The 21896-nt window shown below is 64.2% G+C and carries 15 protein-coding genes; 12 read left to right on the forward strand and 3 right to left on the reverse strand.

The features are described 5' to 3' along the window. Window positions 1–484: 484 nt before the first annotated feature. Complete coding sequence (locus tag ABID26_RS06900; protein WP_126098129.1) at window positions 485–1516, reverse strand: histone deacetylase family protein; 1032 nt, start codon at window positions 1514–1516, stop codon at window positions 485–487. A gap of 41 nt (window positions 1517–1557) precedes the next feature. Then, entirely contained in the window at window positions 1558–2211 is a 654-nt protein-coding gene (locus ABID26_RS06905) for a TetR/AcrR family transcriptional regulator (RefSeq protein WP_126098130.1), read from the reverse strand. Window positions 2212–2466: 255 nt separating this feature from the next. Here ABID26_RS06905 and ABID26_RS06910 point away from each other — a divergent pair, with 255 nt between their 5' ends. The 9 genes from ABID26_RS06910 (at window position 2467) to ABID26_RS06950 (ending at window position 13491) form a co-directional block, all read left to right on the forward strand. Beyond that, entirely contained in the window at window positions 2467–4146 is a 1680-nt protein-coding gene (locus ABID26_RS06910) for an amidohydrolase (protein ID WP_292342705.1), read from the forward strand. 126 nt (window positions 4147–4272) lie between these two features. Beyond that, on the forward strand, window positions 4273–5367 hold the full coding sequence (locus tag ABID26_RS06915) for an ABC transporter ATP-binding protein (protein WP_292303329.1): 1095 nt from the start codon (window positions 4273–4275) through the stop codon (window positions 5365–5367). Continuing rightward, window positions 5367–6287 carry an ABC transporter permease gene (locus ABID26_RS06920; protein WP_126098133.1) on the forward strand — a complete coding sequence of 307 codons (921 nt, stop codon included), beginning with the start codon at window positions 5367–5369 and terminating at the stop codon, window positions 6285–6287. The genes ABID26_RS06915 and ABID26_RS06920 overlap by 1 nt, the downstream gene beginning before the upstream one ends. Continuing rightward, the gene (locus ABID26_RS06925) at window positions 6280–7077 is read left to right on the forward strand and encodes an ABC transporter permease (protein WP_126098134.1); all 798 of its coding nucleotides are present in this window, start codon (window positions 6280–6282) and stop codon (window positions 7075–7077) included. The genes ABID26_RS06920 and ABID26_RS06925 overlap by 8 nt, the downstream gene beginning before the upstream one ends. Window positions 7078–7098: 21 nt before the next feature. Further along, window positions 7099–8133 carry an ABC transporter substrate-binding protein gene (locus ABID26_RS06930; RefSeq protein WP_292303328.1) on the forward strand — a complete coding sequence of 345 codons (1035 nt, stop codon included), beginning with the start codon at window positions 7099–7101 and terminating at the stop codon, window positions 8131–8133. A gap of 66 nt (window positions 8134–8199) precedes the next feature. Beyond that, the gene (locus ABID26_RS06935; RefSeq protein WP_292303327.1) at window positions 8200–9396 is read left to right on the forward strand and encodes a serine hydrolase domain-containing protein; all 1197 of its coding nucleotides are present in this window, start codon (window positions 8200–8202) and stop codon (window positions 9394–9396) included. Window positions 9397–9424: 28 nt separating this feature from the next. Beyond that, on the forward strand, window positions 9425–10603 hold the full coding sequence (locus ABID26_RS06940) for a serine hydrolase domain-containing protein (protein WP_292303326.1): 1179 nt from the start codon (window positions 9425–9427) through the stop codon (window positions 10601–10603). A 315-nt stretch (window positions 10604–10918) separates the two neighbouring features. Continuing rightward, window positions 10919–13237 (forward strand): Tex family protein, encoded by a 2319-nt coding sequence (locus ABID26_RS06945; protein WP_354414645.1) that lies wholly within the window; start codon window positions 10919–10921, stop codon window positions 13235–13237. Between the two features lie 65 nt (window positions 13238–13302). Further along, window positions 13303–13491 carry a hypothetical protein gene (locus ABID26_RS06950; protein WP_354414648.1) on the forward strand — a complete coding sequence of 63 codons (189 nt, stop codon included), beginning with the start codon at window positions 13303–13305 and terminating at the stop codon, window positions 13489–13491. A 3-nt stretch (window positions 13492–13494) separates the two neighbouring features. Here ABID26_RS06950 and ABID26_RS06955 read toward each other — a convergent pair whose 3' ends face one another. Further along, the gene (locus tag ABID26_RS06955; protein ID WP_354414650.1) at window positions 13495–14406 is read right to left on the reverse strand and encodes a LysR family transcriptional regulator; all 912 of its coding nucleotides are present in this window, start codon (window positions 14404–14406) and stop codon (window positions 13495–13497) included. 106 nt (window positions 14407–14512) lie between these two features. Here ABID26_RS06955 and ABID26_RS06960 point away from each other — a divergent pair, with 106 nt between their 5' ends. From ABID26_RS06960 to ABID26_RS06970, 3 genes are all read left to right on the forward strand, one after another. Further along, on the forward strand, window positions 14513–15703 hold the full coding sequence (locus tag ABID26_RS06960; RefSeq protein ID WP_292339153.1) for an acyl-CoA dehydrogenase: 1191 nt from the start codon (window positions 14513–14515) through the stop codon (window positions 15701–15703). 419 nt (window positions 15704–16122) lie between these two features. Then, window positions 16123–19473: a transglutaminase family protein gene (locus ABID26_RS06965; protein ID WP_292342702.1), complete on the forward strand. Its 3351-nt coding sequence runs from the start codon at window positions 16123–16125 to the stop codon at window positions 19471–19473. Between the two features lie 6 nt (window positions 19474–19479). Beyond that, a complete protein-coding gene (locus tag ABID26_RS06970; protein WP_292303929.1) occupies window positions 19480–21891 on the forward strand; it encodes a circularly permuted type 2 ATP-grasp protein in 2412 nt (803 codons plus the stop codon). Window positions 21892–21896: the final 5 nt, after the last annotated feature.

The raw sequence follows: 21896 nt of genomic DNA on the forward strand, positions 1-21896 counted from the left end.
GTCCGGACCCGAAACGCGTCACGTTGACGAAAACACACTCAAGGGCACGCACAGCGCCCAACCGAGCCGAATCCTTTTGGGGAACGCGAAGCCGTCCGCGTCTGGTGCCGGCCGAGCGCCGGAACAAGAGACCTTGGGTGGTTGCCGCGCCCCCCGTGGACCGGCTGATTCGGGTCTAATCTACCTGCAGATGAATCCGACATCAAACGCGATTTGACAAAATCGAATCCGGTGGACTCGCGTTGCGACTCAGAGGCCGCGTCTCGCATTACTCGGCGATGATTTCAGGGTTGAGTTGAGCCGATGATTTCGCGGTAAAGTCGTCAAAAAATACGCCTCCGGTTGCATCCGAGGGCGCATGTCATTTCCGGCCGGATGTGGCTTAAAGCGCGTCGCGCAGAACGGATTCAGGCGACGCGCTTTAAGTCTTTGTCTTGATGCATGTCGTTATCCCAAAACCGCTGCGCCTTTTGGGCGACATGCATCAGCGATCCTCGAATCCCGTCAGCACGCCGACGGCGTTGATGCCGATCTCCTCCACCGCGTAGCCGCCTTCCATGACGAACAGCGTCGGCAAGCCGAGCCTGGCAATGCGGCGGCCGATCTTGGGATAGTCCTCGCTCTTCAGCTTGAACTGACTGATCGGATCCTTCTCGAAGGTGTCGACGCCGAGCGACACCACGACGACGTCGGGTGCGTAGGCCGCAAGCTTGGCGCAGGCGTCCTCCAGCGATGCGTTCCAGCCGTCCCAGTCGGTGCCGAAGGGCATCGGATAGTTGATGTTGAAGCCTTCACCCTCGCCCTCGCCACGCTCGTCGGCATGGCCGAGGAAGAAGGGGTACTCGACCATCGGATCGCCATGCAGGTTGAGCACCTGGACGTCGCCGCGGCGGTAGAAGATCTCCTGCGTGCCGTTGCCGTGGTGGTAATCGACGTCGAGGATCGAGACGCGTTTGGCGCCCTGGTCGCGGAACCATTGCGCGACGACGGCGGCGTTGTTGATGAAGCAGTAGCCGCCCATGAAGGCGGCGCCGGCGTGATGGCCGGGCGGCCGGCAGAGCGCGAAGGCGGTCCGCTCGCCGCCCTTGACCAGGGCTGCGGCCGTCAGCGCGACGTCGTAGGATGATTTGATCGCCGCCCAGGTGCCTTCGACGAAGGTGGCGCCGGCATCGAAGGAATAATAGCCGAGCAGGGCGTCGATGCGCTTCGGCGGCACGTCGCCGCGCAGCCCGCGCGTCGGCCAGGTGAAGCCCATGGCCGTGCCCTTGAAGCCGGCGGCGACCCATTCCGGCCACACGGTCGGCAGGAAATCAATGTAGTGCGCCTCATGCACGCGCTTGGCGGCGGCAAGGTCGTGCTCGACCGGACCGATGATCGGCCCAAGCTTCTCGCTCTCCACCCTTGCCTTGACGAATTCGGCCCGCGACGGCTTCTCGAACCCAGGGACAATCGCCGACGTGACCAGTTCCATCTGCCCGGCATGACCGGCATGAAGCGGCGAATAGACAGTCTTCATAGGAATTCCCCAGGAGTGCGAAATCAGTTGGAAGTGTGAAATCAGTCGAGGTTCAGATGGGGGCTCACAAGAGCCAGCCACATGGCTTCCACATCGTCCTCGATGAGGTCGAATGTCTTGCGATCTCTCTTCAGCCCCACAAGCCTGCAGGCGTGTCCGACCTCCATCATCACCAAGCCCAACCGCTTGGCGGTCTTTTCTTCAAGGGCCGGGTTCACATGCTGCAACCAGGCTGCGTAGAGGGCGATGATCTGCTTGTCATATTCGTCCTGGATCGGCCTGAGGTCGGCGTTGCCGGATATGGCCTCGATCACCGGCATCAGCGTGGCGTTGTCCAGGTAGAGCCTGGATGTGTCGATGAAGAGCTTGCGCACTTCGCGCCGAAACTCGTCACGATTGGCTGGCCGGGGGACGTTGATGCGCTTCCGGATGATCTCAGGAAAAGACGACAGCCAGCGCCGGGCCAGATCCAGAAGAATGGCTTCCTTGTTGGGAAAGTATTGATAAACCGAACCGACAGACAAGCCCGCGCGTTGCGCGATGGCGAGCGTCGTCGGCGTTCTGGTTCCCTGCTCCCGCGTCAGGATCAGCGCCGCGTCGAGAATCCTGTCGACCACCTTGCTTGACCGTTTTTGCCGCGGCTGCTTGCGTGGTTCAAGCGCTATCCTGGTCTTACGGTCGAGACTGCGCTTCACTTTTCGGTCCCCTCGTTCCCCGCCCGGCCTCAACACAGACGCGGGGTGCTGTCCACTATACATTCCAAATTCCGGCTGTTGACAAACGCGAATAAACAGTCGCATTCTTTATCCACGCTGTCTTCAGAGATAACAAGGGGAATTTCGGAGACGCGCACCGGCATCATATTTTCCAAGACCCCACTCCAGTGGTGTGGCGGGTCGCTGGGCGGGCGTTGCCGGTTCTCGGTCAGTCATCAAAAGCGCGGAGTCGCGATGTCGGTCACGGGTGCGGGTCACAATGCGGATTTGATCGTCATCAACGGTCGTGTACTGACCATGGACGAGGACAATCCCGCCGCCGAGGCCGTTGCCGTCAAGGACGGCGCCATCGTCGCCATCGGCAGCCGCGCCGCTGTCGAACGGCTCAAGGGACCGGCAACAAAGGTCATCGACGCCAAGGGCGGCTCCGTCCTGCCTGGTTTCATCGAGGCCCACATGCATCTGTTTTCAGGTGCGGCCGAGCTTGCCCATTTGCAGCTGGCGGGCGTCCACGGCTTCGAAGCGCTGCAAAGCGCGATCCGCGACCACGCGCAGACGCGTCCCGATGCCAAGATGCTGGTCGGGCAGGGTGTCGACTACACCGTGCTCGGCAGCGAGCGGGTGACGCGTCACCATCTCGATGCGATCCTGCCGGACCGGCCTTTTGCTATGGCCGCTCCCGACCACCACACGATGTGGGCCAACACCATGGCCTTAGAGATGGCGGGGGTTTTGCAGGGACAACAGCTCGGCCCGGGCAACGAAATCGTCATGGGGGATGATGGCCTGGCCACCGGCGAATTGCGCGAGGGCGAAGCGTTCGGTCCGGTGCTCGACCTTGCCGGCGAAAGCCGTGTGCGGCTGGGGCTGGCGACCGGCGGTGAGCCGGACCCGACGCCGTCTGCGGAAGAACGTGCCGCCGATCGCGATATCATGCGGCGCGGACTTGCCTGGTGCGCGCGCCACGGCATCACCTCCGTCCAGAACATGGATGGCAACCTCTACCAGCTCGAACTGCTGGCCGAGATCGAGGCTGAGGAGGGGCTGGCTTGCCGCGTGCAGGTCCCGTTCCACTACAAGAATTTCATGACGCTCGACATGCTCGACAAGGCGTCAGCCATGGCCGAGCGCTACGACAGCGAATGGCTGTCGTCGGGCATCGTCAAGGTGTTCTATGACGGCGTGCTCGATTCTTGGACGGCTGTCATGATCGAGCCCTATGCCGACCGTCCGGACTGGATCGGGGAACCGCTTTTCACGCCGCAGCAGTTCATCGACCTTGCGGTCGCCGTCGACAAGCGCGGCCTGCAAATCGCGGTGCATTCGATCGGCGACGGCGCCGTGCGCGCCGTGCTCGATGGCTATGAGGCGGCCGAGAAGGCCAACGGCAGGCGCGACAGCCGGCATCGGGTCGAGCACATCGAGGTGATCACCGCTGCCGACGTGCCGCGCTTCCAGAATCTCGGCGTCATCGCCTCGATGCAGCCGCCGCATCCGCCGGGCGCCATGGGCTTTCCCTTGGAGCCGACGGTGTCGCGCATCGGCGCCCCACGCTGGCCGCTAAGCTATGCCTGGCGGACGCTGAAGAATGCCGGCGCGCGCATCGTCTTCGCCTCGGACTGGCCGGTATCGCCGATCGATCCGATCCTGGGCATTCAGGCGGCAGTGTTGCGCAAGCCGTGGGCAAAGACCGATCCGGACCAGAGCTTCTCGCTGCATGAAGCGATTGCCGGCTACACCGTCGAGGGGGCCTATGCCGAGTTCATGGAACATCGCAAGGGTAGGCTGAAGACCGGATACCTTGCCGATATCGTGGTTTTGTCGGCCGACATCGAGACGACCGCGCCGGAAGCACTGCATACGGTCCGGCCGGTGACGACGATTTGTGGTGGAAAGGTCACGTATCAAGCCTGACGGTGGCACAGGAATTGCTTTTTAGGTCCAGTCAAAGCTCCGCAGTTGCCAAGCCGATTGGCTTGTGGTGACAATCAAACAGGAACAAACCTGCCGCCAAGAGCAGGCTCTCTCAATGGGGTAATCGTGCCGGAACAACCGGATAAGAACGCGATCGAAGTTCGCGGTGTACGCAAGGTATTTGGAACCGGTGAAAATCAGGTAGCCGCTCTCGACACGGTTTCGGTGTCGATCCGCGAGAACGAGTTTTTCACCCTGCTCGGCCCGTCGGGATGTGGAAAGACGACGCTGCTGAGATTGATTGCCGGCTTCGATTTCCCAAGCGCCGGCGAAATCCTGCTGCACGGCCAGGACATCGCGCCGCTGCCGCCCTTCAAGCGCCCGGTCAACACGGTCTTCCAGAGCTATGCGCTGTTCCCGCATATGACGGTGGCCCAGAACATCGGCTTCGGGCTGGAAATGCTCGGCAAGCCGAAGACGGAGATCGAGGCGCGCGTCGCCCAGATGCTGAAGCTGGTCAAAATGGAGGCGCTCAAGGCGCGCCGCACCAGCCAGATCTCCGGCGGCCAGCAGCAGCGCGTCGCGCTCGCCCGCGCGCTGGCGCCGCAGCCGAAAGTGCTCTTGCTCGACGAGCCGCTCTCGGCGCTCGACTACAAGCTGCGCAAGGAAATGCAGATCGAGCTGAAGCGGCTGCAGCACGAGACGGGCATCACCTTCATCTTCGTGACCCACGACCAGGAAGAAGCGCTGACAATGTCGGACCGCATCGCGGTGATGTCGGCCGGCAAGATCCTGCAGGTCGGCACGCCCTGGGATATCTACGACAAGCCGGCGGAACGCTTCGTCGCCGACTTCATCGGCGAGACCAATTTCCTCACCGCGGCCATTACCGGCATGGGCAACGGCAAGGCGCGCGCGACGCTCAAATCCGGCACCACAATCGAGGCGACCGTGGCCGAAGGCTTCCAGCCGAAGGGCAATGCGACCGTGGTGGTGCGGCCGGAACATGCCAAGCTCAGCAACAGCAAGGGCGATCTTTCGGGGACGGTCGAGAACATCGTCTATTTCGGCACCGACACGCATATCCATGTCCGGCTGGACAGCGGCGAGGCCTTCACGGTGCGCCAGCAGAATACGCGCAGCGCCGGCTGCGGCTTCGAGCGCGGCGCCACGGTCGGCATCACGATCGGCAACGACGCGGCGCAGGTGCTGAGGGACTGATGGCCACCGCGGAACAAGTCGCCAAGGAAGCCGAACGGCAAGATATCCGCACGCGCTGGCTGTTGTCGGCGCCGGCGCTCATCATCATCTTTCTCGCGGCAACGGGCCCCTTGCTGATCGTGCTCGTCTATTCGTTCCTACTGCCGGGTCCCTATGGCGACGTGAAATGGCAATTCTCGCCGGAGGCCTGGGTGTCGGTGTTCATGGAACGCGATATCTTCGACGACACGCTTTCGCTCGCGGCCGCCCATGTCACGATCTTCTGGCGCTCCATCAAGCTGGCGATCGTGACCACGATCGCCACTTTGGCGCTTGGCTTTCCTACTGCCTATTTCATGGCGACGCGCAGCGAAAAGACGCGCGACATCTGGCTGTTCCTGATCACCATACCGTTCTGGACCAACCTTTTGATCCGCACGTTCGCCGTGCTGCAGATCATCCGCAACGAAGGCATCATCAACACGATCCTGCTCAAGCTCGGCATCATCTCCCAGCCGATCCAGATGCTTTTTACCGATACTGCGATACTGATCGGCATGGCCTATGTCTACCTGCCGCTGATGGTGCTGCCGATCTATGCCAGCATGGAAAAGCTCGACTTCCGGCTGGTCGAGGCTGGTTACGATCTCTACGCCAGCCGTTTCCAGGTGCTGAGGCGTATCATCTTCCCGCTGGTTAGGCCGGGTGTGATCGCCGGCTCGATCCTGGTCTTCATTCCTGCGATCGGCGCCTATGTCACGCCCAGCGTGCTCGGCGGCGGCAAGAACATGATGCTTTCCAACCTGATCGAGCTGCAGTTCGGGCAGGGCCGCAACTGGCCGCTCGGCTCGGCGCTGTCGATCGCCGTGATGATCATCGTCATGGTGGCGCTGCTTGCCTATGTGCGCAATGCCGGACGAGCGGAGACGCGGCATGGCTAATTTCTCCATCAAGCATCAGCCAGGCTTCACCGCGATCGCGGCGACCTGCTTCGTCGTTCTCTATTTGCCGATCGTCGTGCTGGTCATCTATGCGTTCAACGCCGCCACCTCGACCTCCGAATGGGGTGGCTTCTCGCTGAAATGGTTCCAGTCGGCGTGGCAGAACACGCAAGTCATCGACGCCACCTTGCTGTCCTTCCAGATCGGCTCCGTCGCCGCCGTGCTCGCGACCATCGCCGCCACAATGGCGGCGCTCGCGACGACGCGCACGGCGCCCTATCGGGGACTGACCTTCAAATATGCAGCAATCAACCAGCCGCTTATGGTGCCGGAGATCGTCACCGGCGTGGCGCTGCTGATCTTCTTCTCGCGCATCAAGATATTCACCGGCTATTCCGGCCTCGGTTATCTCATCGCGGCGCATACGGCATTCTGCATACCCTTCGCCTACCTGCCGATCCGGGCGCGGTTGGAGAACATGGACCTGACGTTGGAGCGCGCCGCCGCCGATCTCTACGCGACGCCCTGGCAAACCTTTCGCCGCATTACGCTGCCGCTGCTGTGGCCCGGCATTCTGGCCGGGCTGATGCTCGCTTTCGTCATCTCGCTCGATGATGTCGTCATCACCGAGTTCGTCAAGTCGGGCGGCCAGGATACGCTGCCCACCTACATGCTCGGTCAGATACGCCGAGGGATAACGCCTGAGATCAACGCGATATCGACCGCTTTCCTGCTGCTCTCGGTCGCCATCGTCACGTTGTTTTTCTTCATCAGCAGGAAACAAGACTGAACCGATAATGGGAGTTAAGACATGAACTGGAAGACAACAGCTACCGCCGTCGGGCTGGCGTTGCTCGCTTCGACAAGCTTGGCCTGCGCCGACGGCGTGCTGAACATCTACAATTGGGGCAACTACACCAGCCCCGACGTGATCAAGAAATTCGAGCAGAAATACAACGTCAAGGTGACCATCACCGATTACGATTCGAACGACACGGCGCTGGCCAAGGTCCGTCAGGGCGGCACCGGCTTCGATATCGCTGTGCCCTCGCAGACCTTCCTTCCGATCTGGATCAAGGAGGGCCTCTTGCTCGAGACCGACCCCGGCAAGATGGAGAACTTCAAGAACGTGGCGCCGGAATGGGCCAATCCGGAATTCGATCCGGGCCGCAAATATTCGGTACCGTGGGCCTGGGGCACGATCGGCGTCGTCGTCAACACCGATGCCTATAAGGGGCCGGCCGATTCATGGGGGATCATCTTCAACGCACCGGACGAGTTGAAGGGCAAGGTCAACGTCGTTCCCGAAATGAACGACGTGATCTTCGCAGCGATCAAATATCTCGGCGGCCAGCAATGCACCGACGACAAGGCGGTTCTCAAGAAGGTGCGCGACACGCTCGTTGCCGCCAAGCCGAACTGGATCGCCATGGAATACAACACCATCGAGAAGATGGGCGCAGGCGACTTCAAGGCGACCAGCGACTGGAACGGCTCGGCGCTGCGCCAGCGGCTGGCCAACCCGGCCATCCACTACAACTACCCTAAGGAAGGTTTTGGCCTGTGGAGCGACAATGTGGTCGTCCTCAAGGAAGCCAAGAATGTCGAGAACGCCAAACTGTTCCAGAATTTCATCATGGATCCGGAAAATGCCGCCGGCCTTTCGGCTTTCCACCGCTACGCCAACGCCATCACCGGTTCCGACAAATACATGCCGGCCGACATGAAGGACGCGCCGGAAGTGATCATTCCGGCTGACGCGAAGCCGCGTGGCGAGTTCCAGCGGATGTGCGCTCCGGAAGTGCAGGATATCTACACCAAGATTTGGACCGAACTGCAGAAGTAAAACGCGTCCCGACGGACCCGGCGGCACACGCTGCCGGGTCGCGTCCATGTCGTCGGGAAGTTCATCATGCAGTCATACCGCAACTCCGATCCGCGGCCGCCGATCATGCAGGGGTCGCCGCCGGCCATGGTGGTGCCAAAGCTCGACTGGGACCGGCCGCCCTGGAACCGCTGGGCATTCCAAAACATCCGTGAGGTCCTGCCGACCGTGGAGGTCTGGCGCGGCCATGGCCATCGCCGTCGTCTCGAGCGTGCCGAGGTCGATCTCGACGGCCTGGCGGTGGCGGATGGCGAAGGCCGCCCAACGACGCTCGCCGGACTGCTCGACGAGACCTATACCGACGGCTTCCTGGTGCTGAAGGACGGCAAGGTTGCCTATGAGCGCTACTTCAACGGCATGGACGAGCGCACGCCGCATCTGTCGCAGTCGATGGCGAAATCCGTCACCGGTTCTGTCTTCGGCATCCTGGTCGGGCGCGGCCTTATCGACCCGGCCAGATTGGTGACCGATTATCTCCCGGAGCTCGGCGAAACCGCCTGGGCCGACGCCACCGTGCAGCAAGTGCTCGACATGACGACGGGCGTGCGCTTCTCCGAGGAGTACACCGATCGCTATTCCGAAATCGGCCAGGTCGATGTCGCCAGCGGCTGGAAGCCGGTGCCGCCCGGCGGCGATCCCAACTTCCAGTGGCCGACGCATATGTTCGAGCTGATCCTGCGGCTGAAGGACAAGGTACGCGAGCATGGCGAGGCGTTCGAATACCGGTCGATCGAGACCGACGTGCTCGCCTTCATCATGGAGCGGGTGAGCGGCAAGCGCCTGGCGCAGTTGATCTCGGAAGAGCTGTGGCAAAAGCTCGGCGCCGACGAGAGCGCCTGCTTCACCGTCGACAGCGCCGGCTATGCGCTGGCCGAGGGCGGCTTCAACGCGACGCTGCGCGACTATGGCCGCTTCGGCCAACTGATCCTCGACAATGGCGGCGGCGTGATCCCGGCCGACTGGATCGAGGCGACGCGCACCGGCAGGCATGGGCCGAATTTCAGCCCGAGCCTGCCGGACGGCAGTTATCGCAACCAATTCTGGATCGAGGATTCGCGCTCGCGCTCGCTGATGTGCCGCGGCGTGTTCGGGCAGCTGATCCATATCAGCTGGGAGCACAGGATGGTCGTGGTGAAGCTTTCGACTTATCCCGATTTCACCAACAAAGCCTATTCGGTGGCGACGCTCAAGGCGGTGCACGCCATAGCGGCGGCGCTCGCCTGAGAACCTGAAATAAGCCCGGGAGAACATCGTGACCGGTAAGACCGCGTTCGAGACCAGATATGGCTTTGCCCGCAAGGACGTGCGGCTCGACAACTGGCGGCTGAGGCCGTTCAGTCAATGGTCATTCCAGAATGTCGGCGAGCTGGTGCCGAGCGTGCACGTCGCGGCCGCGTCCGGCGGCGAGGAGCAGGCGAAATCTCTCGACGGCTTGCTTGGGGAAAAGGTCACGCTGGGCGGCGGCGCGGAAACTGTCGAGGCCTTCCTCAAGCGCTCCGATACCGACGGGCTGACGATCCTGAAGGCCGGCAAGCTGGTCGGCGACTGGTCGGCGCCGCACATGCCGTTCGGAGCGCGGCACATCATCTTTTCGATCAGCAAGTCGGTGACGGCCATTCTCGCCGGCATTCTGGAAGGCGAGGGGGTGTTCGATCCTGAGGCGCCGGTAACGCGGTACATCCCCGAGGCCAAGGGGTCGGCCTATGGCGATGCCAGCGTGCGCAACGTGCTCGACATGACGGTCAGCCTGGATTTCGAGGAGGCCTATCTCGATCCGGAAAGCGCCTTCGCCCGCTATCGCCGCGCGACGCTGTGGAATCCCGGCGGCGGATCGGAAAGCCTTGCGACGTTCCTATTGACGATCCAGCGTCTGGCCGAGCCGCATGGCCAGACCTACCGCTACCGCTCGCCCAATTCGGATATGCTGGGCATCCTCGTTGAGCGGGCATCCGGCAAGCGCGTCAGCGACCTGCTCAGCGAAAAACTGTGGCTGCCGCTCGGCGCCGCGAGCGAGATGTCTGTTACCGTCGACATGGAAGGCACGGCGCGCACCGCCGGCGGCATGTCGGTGACGCCGCGCGACCTTGCCCGCATCGGCGAGATGATGCGCCAGGGCGGGGTGGCCAATGGCCACCGCATCGTGCCGGAGGCCTGGGTGCGCGATACGGTTGCCGCCGGCGGCAGCCATGAGGCCTGGCGGCGCGGCACCATGGCGTTCCTGTTCCCCAAGGGGCGCTACCGCAACAAATGGTACCAGATGGGTACGGCAAGCGACGCCTTCTGCGGCATCGGCATCCACGGGCAGTGGATTTACGTCAACCCGAAGGCCGAAGTCGTGATCGCCAAGATGTCGTCGCAGCCGGAGCCGGTGGATGATGTGCTCGACCTCGATATCGTGGCGTTTTTCGAGGCGCTGAGCGGGATGGTTTAGGGGCTTATCGAGCCGACTGTCTATGTCGGCGCTGCCCCTCATCCGCCTGCCGGCACCTTCTCCCCGTATAGTGACGGGGAGAAGGAGGATGGCCGCAACTCGGCGCTTTTCCTGCAGCGTTGGCGATTGCCGAAACCGGCGATGAGAGTGTCCCTCTCCTCGTCACTATACGGGGAGAGGATGCCGGCAGGCAGGTGAGGGGCGGCGCCAACGTTGGACCGGTTTCCTGTGGACCCCTCATCCAGTTGAAACCAACCCGGTTGGCGCAGCCGCCATCCCGGCCTATGGTCGCCGCTCTTTTCGACAGGGACCAGCATGGCGTCGGACATCAAGCGCATCGCAGCAATCATCGCGGCCGAGATCGGCTCGCGGCCGGAACAGGCGGCGGCGGCCATTGGGCTGCTCGACGAAGGTGCGACGGTGCCGTTCGTGGCGCGCTACCGCAAGGAAGTCACCGGGGGGCTCGACGACACGCAGTTGCGCGACCTTTCCGAGCGGCTCGCCTATCTGCGCGAGCTCGATGCGCGGCGCGACACGATCCTCGGTTCGATCCGCGAGCAGGGCAAGCTGACCGAAGAACTGGAGGCCAAGATTGCGGCGGCGGCCACCAAGGCCGAACTGGAAGACATTTATCTACCTTACAAGCCCAAGCGCCGCACCAAGGCGGAGATCGCCAGGGAGCGCGGGCTCGGTCCGCTGGCCGAGGCGATCCTTACCGACCGCTCGGCGACGCCCGCCGAGCTCGCGCTTGCCTATGTCACCGAAGAGGTGCCCGACGCCAAGGCGGCGCTCGAAGGCGCGCGCGACATCCTGTCGGAGCAGTTCGCCGAGAATGCCGACCTGGTCGGCAAGCTGCGCGCCTATATGAAGGAACGCGCCTTCCTGCGCGCTCACGTCGTCGACGGCAAGCAGGAGGCGGGCGCGAAATTCTCGGACTATTTCGACCATGCCGAGCGCTGGGCGGGCGTTCCCAGCCACCGCGCCTTGGCCATGCTGCGCGGCCGCAACGAAGAAGTGCTGTCGCTCGACATCGAGGTCGATGCCGACGACGCCTCGCCGGTGAAGCCGGTCGAGCGCATGATCGCCAATGCCTATGCCATCGGCGGCAATCTGCCGGGCGACAAATGGTTGATGGAGGTCGCCGGCTGGACTTGGCGGATCAAGCTGTCGCTGCACCTCACGCTCGACCTGATGCGCGACTTGCGCGAGCGGGCCGAGGAAGAGGCGATCCATGTCTTCGCGCGCAATCTCAAGGACCTGCTGCTTGCAGCGCCGGCCGGCTCGCGACCGACCATGGGCCTCGATCCGGGCATCCGCACCGGCGTCAAGGTGGCGGTGGTCGACGGCACCGGCAAGCTGGTGGCGACGACGACGGTCTATCCGTTTCCGCCGAGGAACGATGTGCGCGGCACGCAAGCCGAACTCGCCGCCCTCATCCGCCAGCACAAGGTCGAGCTGATCTCGATCGGCAACGGCACCGGCAGCCGCGAGACCGAGAAGCTGGTGGCCGACTTGCTGTCCAGCCTGCCTGCGGATGGCGGGTCGAAGCCGCTCAAGGTTATCGTCAGCGAGGCTGGCGCTTCGGTCTATTCGGCTTCGGCGACCGCAGCGGCGGAATTCCCCGGCCTGGATGTGTCGCTGCGCGGCGCGGTGTCGATCGCCAGGCGCTTGCAGGATCCGCTCGCCGAGCTGGTCAAGATCGAGCCGAAGTCGATCGGCGTCGGCCAGTACCAGCACGATGTCGACCAATACCGGCTCGGCCGCTCGCTGGAAGCGGTGGTTGAGGACGCGGTCAATGCCGTCGGCGTCGACCTCAACACGGCGTCGGCGCCGCTGCTGGCGCGGGTTTCTGGGCTGGGGCCGTCGCTCGCCGAAGCGATCGTCGCGCATCGCGATGCCGGCGGTCCCTTCGCCACACGCCGCGATCTGCTCAATGTGTCACGTCTCGGGCCGCGCGCGTTCGAGCAGTGCGCCGGCTTCCTGCGCATTCCGAATGGCGCGGAGCCGCTCGATGCTTCCTCAGTGCATCCGGAGGCCTATGGCGTGGCAAAAAGAATTGTCGCTGCCTGCGGGCGTGACGTGCGCTCGCTGATGGGCGACAGCGCGGCGCTCAAGGCGCTCGACCCGCGCGTCTTCGTCGACGAGCGTTTCGGCCTGCCGACGGTGCGCGACATCATCGCCGAGCTGGAAAAGCCCGGCCGCGATCCGCGTCCCGGCTTCAAGACGGCGACCTTCGCCGAGGGCGTCGACGACATCAAGGACCTGAAACCCGGCATGCTGCTCGAAGGCACCGTCACCAATGTCGCGGCCTTCGGCGCCTTCGTCGACATCGGCGTGCATCAGGACGGGCTGGTGCATGTCTCGCAACTGGCCGACCGCTTCATCAAGGACGCGCATGAGGTGGTGAAGGCCGGCGATGTGGTGAAGGTGCGGGTCGTCGACGTCGACATCAAGCGCAACCGCATCGGGCTTTCTATGCGCAAGGACGGCGATGGCGGAGCTTCGCGTGGCGGCCAGCGTGACGGTGGCGGCGGCAAGCCAGCGCCGCGCTCGCCGGCACCGCAGCGCCAGCCGGAAAGACCGGTGCAGGGCGCGTTTGGCGCGGCGCTCGCTGAGGCGATGAAGCGGAAGTAGCCTCGAATGGTTCCTTGCAATCGGTAGAGCGTTATCTACCATCCGTGTGTGGAGAGAGGCGCGATATGGCAAGTTTCGAGGAAGTGAGTGTCCACGAGTTGGGGCGTCTTTGGGACGATGGCATGGCGAGTGGCAGTTCGGTCGACGGAAACCAGGCTTTCGCCCGGATCAAAAGCAAGCTCGATGCGAAAGTTGTCGAAACGCAAGCCGCAATGACGCTGCGCTTACAGCCGGAAGCGATGAAGCGGAAGTAGCAGCTACCACGCCAGGATAGCAGGCTCCTTGCTGATCTGGCCCAGTAGCCAGTCGCGAAAACTGGCGACCGGCGGATGGCCGCGCTTGTCGTGCGGCACGACGAGATAATAGGCGCTGCGGCTCTGCATCGGGTTTCCGGGTGTGGGCACCAGCTGGCCGCGCTGCAATTCTCCGGCAATCAGGATTTCCGGCAGCAGCGCCACGCCGAGGCCCGCCATGCAGGCCTGCGCGACCGTGCCGAACTGCTCGAACTGCATGCCGGGACCGGTCGGCGCCTCGAGCCCCTGCTCTTCGAACCACTCGTTCCATGCGCCCGGGCGGGTTGCCATATGCAGCAGCGGCAGGCGGCTGATGTCGGCCGGCGTAGCGACGTCGCGGGTGGCGAGAAATTCCGGCGAAACCACCGGCATCACGGTTTCGCGCATCAGAAGCGTGCAGTCCGCGTCCGGCCAGTCGGGCATGCCGTGATGGATCGCGGCGTCGAGCCGCTCGCGGGCGAAGTCGAAGCGGCCGATACGGGTGGCGAAGTTGATGGTGACGTCGGGGTGACGGGCGACGAAATCCGGGATCAGCGGCATTAGCCAGCGCGTGCCGAAGGTCGGCAGGATGGCAAGGTTGAGGACGCCGCTATGCCGATTGCTCATCAATCCAAGCGCGGCATCGCGCAACTGGCCCAGCGCCGAGCGCACCGCCTCGGCGTAGATTTCTCCCGCCGTCGACAGCCGGACATTGCGGCTGTCGCGGTCGAACAATCGTCGGCCGAACTGTTCCTCCAACAGGCCGATCTGCCGGCTGACGGCCCCTTGTGTTAGAGCGAGCTCGCGCGCGGCGGCGGTGAAGGAGCCAAGGCGCGCCACCGCCTCGAAGGCGGCAAGGGCGCTGATGTTCGGCAAAAGGCGGCGCTGGACGTTCATGATCCATTACTAACCTTCATTGATCCGTGATGCAATTTTGTTTGATTTTTTCCATGTGGAGGCCGATAAGCCGGGCAATCCAAGATTTTGCCGGGAGCACACGGTCATGGCCGCCGAGAAGAACGCCTTCGTCTGGAACGATCCTTTCCTGATCGAGGATCAACTTTCCGAGGATGAGCGCATGGTGCGCGACGGCGCGGCGGCGTTCGCCGCCGACAAGCTCGCGCCCCGCATCGAGGAAGCCTATGCCGAGGAAAAGACCGATCCCTCGATCTTCCGCGAGATGGGCGAGGCTGGCCTGCTCGGCATTACCATTCCGGAGGAATATGGCGGGCTCGGCGCCGGCTACGTGACCTACGGCCTGGTCGCGCGCGAAGTCGAGCGCATCGATTCCGGTTACCGCTCGATGATGAGCGTGCAGTCGTCGCTGGTCATGTATCCGATCCACGCCTATGGCTCGGAGGAGCAGCGCAAGAAATACCTGCCGAAGCTCGGCTCCGGCGAATGGATCGGCTGCTTCGGCCTCACCGAGCCGGACGCCGGCTCCGACCCGGGCGGCATGAAGACGCGCGCCGAGAAGACGGCGAACGGCTACAGGCTTTCCGGCTCCAAGATGTGGATCTCCAACGCCCCGATCGCCGACGTCTTCGTCGTCTGGGCGAAGTCGGCAGCACACGACAACCAGATACGCGGTTTCGTGCTGGAAAAAGGCATGAAGGGGCTTTCGGCGCCGAAAATCGGAGGCAAGCTCAGCCTGCGCGCGTCGATCACCGGCGAGGTGGTGATGGAAGGCGTCGAAGTCGGCGAAGAGGCGCTGCTCCCCAACGTCTCGGGCCTGAAAGGACCGTTCGGCTGCCTCAACCGCGCGCGCTACGGTATTTCCTGGGGCGCCATGGGTGCCGCCGAGGATTGCTGGCACCGGGCGCGGCAATACGGCCTCGACCGCAAACAGTTCGGCAAGCCGCTCGCCGGCACGCAGCTCTTCCAGAAGAAGCTCGCCGACATGCAGACCGAGATCGCGCTCGGCCTGCAGGGTAGCTTGCGCGTCGGCCGGCTGATGGACGAGGGCAAGATGGCGCCGGAGATGATCTCGATCGTCAAGCGCAACAATTGCGGCAAGGCCCTCGACATCGCCCGCCAGGCGCGCGACATGCATGGCGGCAACGGCATCCAGATCGGCTACCACGTGATGCGCCACGCGCAGAACCTGGAGACGGTGAACACCTATGAGGGCACGCATGACGTGCATGCGCTGATCCTGGGACGGGCGCAGACGGGGATCCAGGCGTTTTTCTAAGCCGGCTAACCCATCCGCTTCGTCATCCTCTGGCGGAGCAGAAGCGAAGCAAGACTGGAGCCGCCGAGTTCCTTCGCGCCCCCCTCTGGCCTGCCGGCCATCTCCCCCTCAAGGGGGGAGATCAGATATTCGCCGGCTTTCGCCAATCTCCAGCGTTGCAGGAAGGCGCCGGCGACGAAGCTGCCAATCTCCCCCCTTGAGGGACCTTGAGGGGGAGATGTCCGGCAGGACAGAGGGGGGTGCTGTCCCGCCAGCGTTGGCCCTGTGCGGCTGCAACGCTTTGCCGTCAGGGAGCGGAGTGCTCTGTTTCGTGAAGCTATGATAGTTGCTTAAATTAGGTGCAGCGCAACATCTCTGCTTGGAGAATGCCCAGGACTTGTGTCAGGGTCTGGCGGTAAAACGCCATTCTCCGGGGCACCATGGCAATTCTGGCAGCCGTCCATCACTTGACCCACTATAAATACGACCGGCCGGTGGTGCTCGGTCCCCAGGTGATCAGGCTGCAGCCGGCGCCGCATTCGCGCACCAAAGTGCTCAGCCACTCGCTGAAGGTCGAGCCGAAGGACCACTTCGTCAACCTGCAGCAGGACCCTTACGGCAACTTCCTTGCCCGCTTCGTCTTCCCGGAGCCGGTAACGGAACTCAAGATCGAGGTCGATCTCGTCGCCGACATGACGGTCTACAACCCGTTCGACTTCTTCGTCGAGGAGGCGGCCGAAAACTTCCCGTTCGACTATCCGGAAGAGATTAGAGAGGACCTCGCCATCTACCGGACGCCGGAGGCGGCGGGGCCGTTGCTGTCGAAATTCTTGCAAAGCATCGACCGTAGCCCGAAGAACACCGTCAATTTCCTCGTCGACCTCAATGCTCGGCTGCAGCGCGAGATCGCCTATATCGTGCGCATGGAGACCGGCGTCTTCTCGCCGGAGGAGACGCTGGCCGCGGCCAAGGGATCGTGTCGCGATTCAAGCTGGCTGCTGGTGCAGATCCTGCGCAACCTCGGCATCGCCGCGCGCTTCGTGTCCGGCTACCTGATCCAGCTCAAGCCCGATCTGGTTTCGCTGGACGGACCGGCTGGAACCTCGGTCGATTTCACCGACCTGCACGCCTGGTGCGAGGTCTATATTCCGGGCGCCGGCTGGATCGGCTTCGATCCGACTTCCGGCCTGCTCACGGGCGAAAGCCATGTGCCGCTGGCGGCGACGCCGCATTACCGCAATGCCGCGCCGATCTCGGGCATGGCGAGCTTCGCCAATGTCGATTTCGACTTCGACATGCGGGTCGACCGTATCGCCGAGCATCCGCGCATCACCAAGCCGTTCTCCGACGAAAGCTGGCAGGCGCTCGACGCGCTGGGCAACAGGGTCGATGCCGCGCTGAACGAAGGCGATGTGCGCCTCACCATGGGCGGCGAGCCGACCTTCGTCTCGATCGACGATTTCGAGTCCGCGGAATGGAACACGGCCGCCGTCGGTCCGACCAAGCGCGACAAGGCGGACCAGCTCATCCGCAGGCTGCGCGAGCGCTTCGCGCCAGGCGGCTTCCTGCATTACGGCCAGGGCAAATGGTATCCGGGCGAGAGCCTGCCGCGCTGGACCTTCTCGCTCTACTGGCGCACCGACGGCGAGCCGGTATGGAGTGACCCTTCGCTGATCGCCCGCGAAAAGAGCGAGGGAGATATCGGCCCGCAGCAGGCCGAAAGCCTGCTCAAGGCGATCGCCGGCGAGCTTGGCATCGAGAAATCGATGGTCGGCGAGGCCTATGAGGATCCGGCCGAATGGCTGCTCAAGGAGGGCAAGCTGCCGGACAATGTCGATCCGTCGAATTCCAAGCTGGAGGATCCGGAAGAACGCAGCCGCATGGCGCGCGTGTTCGAGCGCGGCCTGACCAAGCCATCCGGCTACGTGCTGCCGGTCCAGCGCTGGAACAGCCAGGCCGCGGGGCAACGCTGGCGTTCGGAGAAATGGAACACCCGGCGCGGCCGGCTGTTCCTGGTGCCAGGCGATTCACCGGTCGGCTACCGCCTGCCGCTTGGCACGCTGCCTTACGTGCCGCCGGCGCAATTCCCCTACATCGTGCCGGTCGATCCGTCGGTGCCGCGCGGGCCGCTGCCGGCGCGCGAGGCCATCTTGCCAGAAGCGCCAGCAGGCGGCGCCGATGAAACGGCGCGGCAGCAGACGGAAGCCTCCTTCACGGCGGCCACCGCGCAGCAGGACCGTGTCGAGCAGCAGCTCACCGAAATCGGCGGCGCGGTGCGTACCGCGCTCACCGTCGAGCCTCGCGACGGGCGTCTCTGCGTGTTCATGCCGCCGGTCGAGGCGCTGGAAGACTATCTCGAACTGGTGGCGGCGGCCGAGAATGCGGCGAAGGCGATCGGCCTGCCGGTGCATATCGAGGGCTACAGCCCGCCGCACGATCCGCGCCTCAACGTCATCCGTGTGGCGCCCGATCCCGGCGTCATCGAGGTGAATATCCACCCGGCGGCCAACTGGCGGGAATGCGTCGCCACGACGACCGCGATCTACGAGGAAGCGCGGCAGTCGCGGCTCGGCACCGACAAGTTCATGATCGATGGCCGCCACACCGGGACCGGCGGCGGCAACCATGTCGTGGTGGGCGGCGCGACGCCCAACGACAGCCCGTTCCTGCGCCGGCCGGACCTGTTGAAAAGCCTGGTGCTAGAATGGCAGCGGCATCCCTCGCTCTCCTACCTGTTCTCGGGCCTGTTCATCGGCCCGACCAGCCAGGCGCCGCGCTTCGACGAGGCGCGGCACGATTCGCTCTATGAGCTGGAGATTGCGCTGGCGCAGGTGCCGCATCCCGACAAGGGCGAGGCGCCGTTGCCGTGGCTGGTCGACCGGCTGTTCCGCAATCTCTTGACCGACGTGACCGGCAACACGCATCGCTCGGAAATCTGCATCGACAAATTGTTCTCGCCTGACGGCCCGACCGGCAGGCTTGGCCTGGTCGAATTCCGCGGCTTCGAGATGCCGCCCAATGCGCGCATGTCGCTGGCCCAGCAGTTGCTGGTTCGCGCGATCATCGCACGCGCGTGGAAGAGCCCGCTCGACGGCCGTTTCGTGCGCTGGGGCACTTCGCTGCACGACCGTTTCATGCTGCCGCACTATGTCTGGGCGGATTTCCTCGACGTGCTGGAGGATTTGAAGCTCAACGGCTTCGACTTCCGCCCCGAATGGTTCGCCGCCCAGCTCGAATTCCGTTTTCCGTTCTGCGGCGAGGTTCAGCATGCCGGCGTCAAGCTGGAATTGAGACAGGCGCTGGAGCCCTGGCACGTGATGGGCGAGCAGGGTGCCATTGGCGGCACTGTCCGTTTTGTGGACTCCTCGGTCGAGCGGCTGCAGGTGCGAACCGAAGGCCTCAATCCTGAGCGCCACGCCATCGTCTGCAACGGCCGTATCGTGCCGATGAAGGTGACCGACAACCGCGAGGTCGCGGTGGCGGGCGTGCGCTTCAAGGCCTGGCAGCCGGCGTCGGGCCTGCATCCGGCCCTGCCGGTCAACACGCCGCTGGTCTTCGACATCTACGACCGCTGGTCGGGCCGCTCTATCGGCGGCTGCGTCTACCATGTCGCACATCCGGGCGGCCGCAACTACGATACCTTCCCCGTCAACGGCAACGAGGCCGAGGCGCGGCGGCTGGCCCGCTTCGAGCCGCGCGGTCATACGCCCGGCGGCTATGTGCTCACCGCCGAAGAAGCTTCTGAAGACTTTCCCATGACCCTTGACCTGAGACGCCCGGCGAGACTCTGATCGACCATGGCAAAGGGGAATCAGAAACGGGCGGGCGGCAGGCCGCGGACGCGGAGCCTGCTGAGGCTCTATCGGCCGATCGACGGCGTCGTCGACGAGATGGTCGACGCCACAGGCAATCCCCGCCCTGCCTGGCGGTCCTTCATCGAAGCGCTGGACGAACTGGGGGCGGAAACGCTCGGACAGCGTTTTATCCGCGCCGACCAATATCTGCGCGACGCCGGCGTCTATTACCGCGTTTATGACAAGGCCGGCGCCAACGAGCGCGAATGGCCGCTGGCGCATGTCCCGCTGCTGATCGACGAAAAGGAATGGGCCGAGATCAGCGCCGGCCTCATCCAGCGCGCCGACCTGTTCGAGGCGATCCTCGCCGATCTCTACGGACCGAACCGGCTGATCGAGAAAGGCATCCTCCCGGCAGGGCTGATCGCGGCCAGCCCGGAATATCTGCGCCCGGTCGTCGGCGTCCGTCCGGCCAGCGGTCATTTCCTGCATATGGTCGCCTTCGAGCTTGGCCGCGGACCGGATGGCCGCTGGTGGGTGCTGGGGGACCGCACGCAGGCGCCGTCGGGCGCCGGCTTCGCGCTGGAAAACCGCGTCGCCACCACACGCGCTCTGTCCGACATCTATGGCGAGCTGCATGTGCACCGGCTTGCCGGCTTCTTCCGCCGCTTCCGCGACGCGCTGAACGGCATGGCGAAGGATTCCGGCGGCCGTGTCGCCATCCTGACGCCCGGGCCGCTCAACGAGACCTATTACGAGCATGCCTATATCGCGCGCTATCTCGGCATCATGCTGCTCGAGGGCGAGGACCTGACGGTGTCCGGCGGCCGGCTGATGGTGCGCACCGTTTCGGGGCTGATGCCGATCGGCGTGCTGTGGCGGCGCCTCGATGCCGCCTTCGCCGATCCGCTCGAGCTCAGGCCGGACTCGCAGATCGGCACGCCGGGGCTGGTCGAGGCAATCCGTCGCGGCACGATCTCGGCCGTCAATGCGTTGGGTTCAGGCCTGATGGAAACCCGAGCGCTGCTTTCCTTCCTGCCGAGGATCGCGCGCGAGTTGCAGCGCGAAGAGCTCAAACTGCCGAGCATCGCCACCTGGTGGTGCGGGCAGGAGATCGAGCGCGACCATGTGCTGGCCAATATCGACCGCCTGGTGGTTGGCCCGGCGCTGTCGACACGGCTCGCTTTCGAGGACGACGGCGCAACGCAGCTCGGTTCGGCGCTTTCGGCAGGGGAACAGGCGGCGCTGATCGCGCGGATCGAAGCCGACGGCGCCGGCTTTGTCGGCCAGGAAGCGGTGACGCTCTCGACGACGCCGGTCTTTGTCGGCGGTGTGCTGGAGCCTCGGCCTGCCAGCCTGCGCGTCTACCTGGCGCGAACACAAGAAGGCTGGACCGTCATGCCCGGCGGCTTTGCCCGCGTCGGCTTCTCGCTCGACCCGACGGCGATCGCCATGCAGCGCGGCGGCCAGGCGGCGGATGTCTGGGTGGTCAGCGACAGGCCTGTCGAACGCGAGACGCTGCTGCCGCAGGAGACTGACGGCTTCACCCGCACCATGCCCGGCAGCCTGCCGAGCCGCGCGGCGGAGAACCTGACCTGGCTCGGCCGCTATATCGAGCGCTCGGAAGACACGGTACGCATCCTGCGCGCCTATCATGTACGGCTGGCGGAGACCTCCGACCCCGAGATGCCGCTGCTTGCCGACATCAGGGACTATCTCGAACCGTTCGGCATCGAGGTCGAGCCGGCGATCCCGCTCGGGCTGATCAGCACGCTGGACAGCGCCGTCTACAGCGCCGGCCAGATCCGCGACCGCTTCTCGCCGGACGGCTGGCTGGCGCTGAAGGACCTGTCGAAGACCATCCATCAGTTCGCCGAGACCGTGGCGCCCGGCGACGACGCGACGCGGGCGATGACCGTGATGCTGCGCAAGCTTGCTGGCTTTTCCGGCCTGCTGCACGAGAACATGTACCGCTTCACCGGCTGGCGCTTCCTGGAGATCGGCCGCCGGCTGGAGCGCGGCATCCAGATCGCCCGCACGCTGGCACGGCTGACCGGAAACGGCGCGCCGGACGGCGCACTCGACATGATGCTGGAGATCGGCGACAGCGTGATGACCCACCGCCGGCAATATCCGGTGCAGGCCGGGCGGCGCACGGTGATCGACCTTCTGGCGCTCGATCCGCTCAACCCGCGCTCCATCCTGTTCCAGCTCGAGCGGTTGAAGGCCGAGATCGGCATGCTGCCACCCGTCGGAGGCGAGGGACACATGTCGCCCGCGGCGAAAGAAATCCTGCAGCTCAACACGGCAATCGCGGTGATGGAGCCCCACGACATGACCGTGAAGGTGCTCGACGAACTCGCCAACCAGATCGGCGATCTCTACAGCAGCCTCGCCAAGGGCTATTTCGGGTAGGCGGC

This window comes from Mesorhizobium shonense, from assembly GCF_040545255.1.
GTDB lineage: Bacteria > Pseudomonadota > Alphaproteobacteria > Rhizobiales > Rhizobiaceae > Mesorhizobium > Mesorhizobium shonense.

Excerpts from the sequence above, each read along its gene's own strand:
- ABID26_RS06960 (WP_292339153.1), top strand. The coding sequence starts at position 14,513 with ATGGCCGCCGAGAAGAACGCCTTCGTCTGGAACGATCCTTTCCTGATC.
- ABID26_RS06920 (WP_126098133.1), top strand. The coding sequence starts at position 5,367 with ATGGCCACCGCGGAACAAGTCGCCAAGGAAGCCGAACGGCAAGATATC.
- ABID26_RS06945 (WP_354414645.1), top strand. The coding sequence starts at position 10,919 with ATGGCGTCGGACATCAAGCGCATCGCAGCAATCATCGCGGCCGAGATC.
- ABID26_RS06930 (WP_292303328.1), top strand. The coding sequence starts at position 7,099 with ATGAACTGGAAGACAACAGCTACCGCCGTCGGGCTGGCGTTGCTCGCT.
- ABID26_RS06970 (WP_292303929.1), top strand. The coding sequence starts at position 19,480 with ATGGCAAAGGGGAATCAGAAACGGGCGGGCGGCAGGCCGCGGACGCGG.
- ABID26_RS06900 (WP_126098129.1), bottom strand. The coding sequence starts at position 1,516 with ATGAAGACTGTCTATTCGCCGCTTCATGCCGGTCATGCCGGGCAGATG.
- ABID26_RS06935 (WP_292303327.1), top strand. The coding sequence starts at position 8,200 with ATGCAGTCATACCGCAACTCCGATCCGCGGCCGCCGATCATGCAGGGG.
- ABID26_RS06955 (WP_354414650.1), bottom strand. The coding sequence starts at position 14,406 with ATGAACGTCCAGCGCCGCCTTTTGCCGAACATCAGCGCCCTTGCCGCC.
- ABID26_RS06965 (WP_292342702.1), top strand. The coding sequence starts at position 16,123 with ATGGCAATTCTGGCAGCCGTCCATCACTTGACCCACTATAAATACGAC.
- ABID26_RS06910 (WP_292342705.1), top strand. The coding sequence starts at position 2,467 with ATGTCGGTCACGGGTGCGGGTCACAATGCGGATTTGATCGTCATCAAC.
- ABID26_RS06950 (WP_354414648.1), top strand. The coding sequence starts at position 13,303 with ATGGCAAGTTTCGAGGAAGTGAGTGTCCACGAGTTGGGGCGTCTTTGG.
- ABID26_RS06925 (WP_126098134.1), top strand. The coding sequence starts at position 6,280 with ATGGCTAATTTCTCCATCAAGCATCAGCCAGGCTTCACCGCGATCGCG.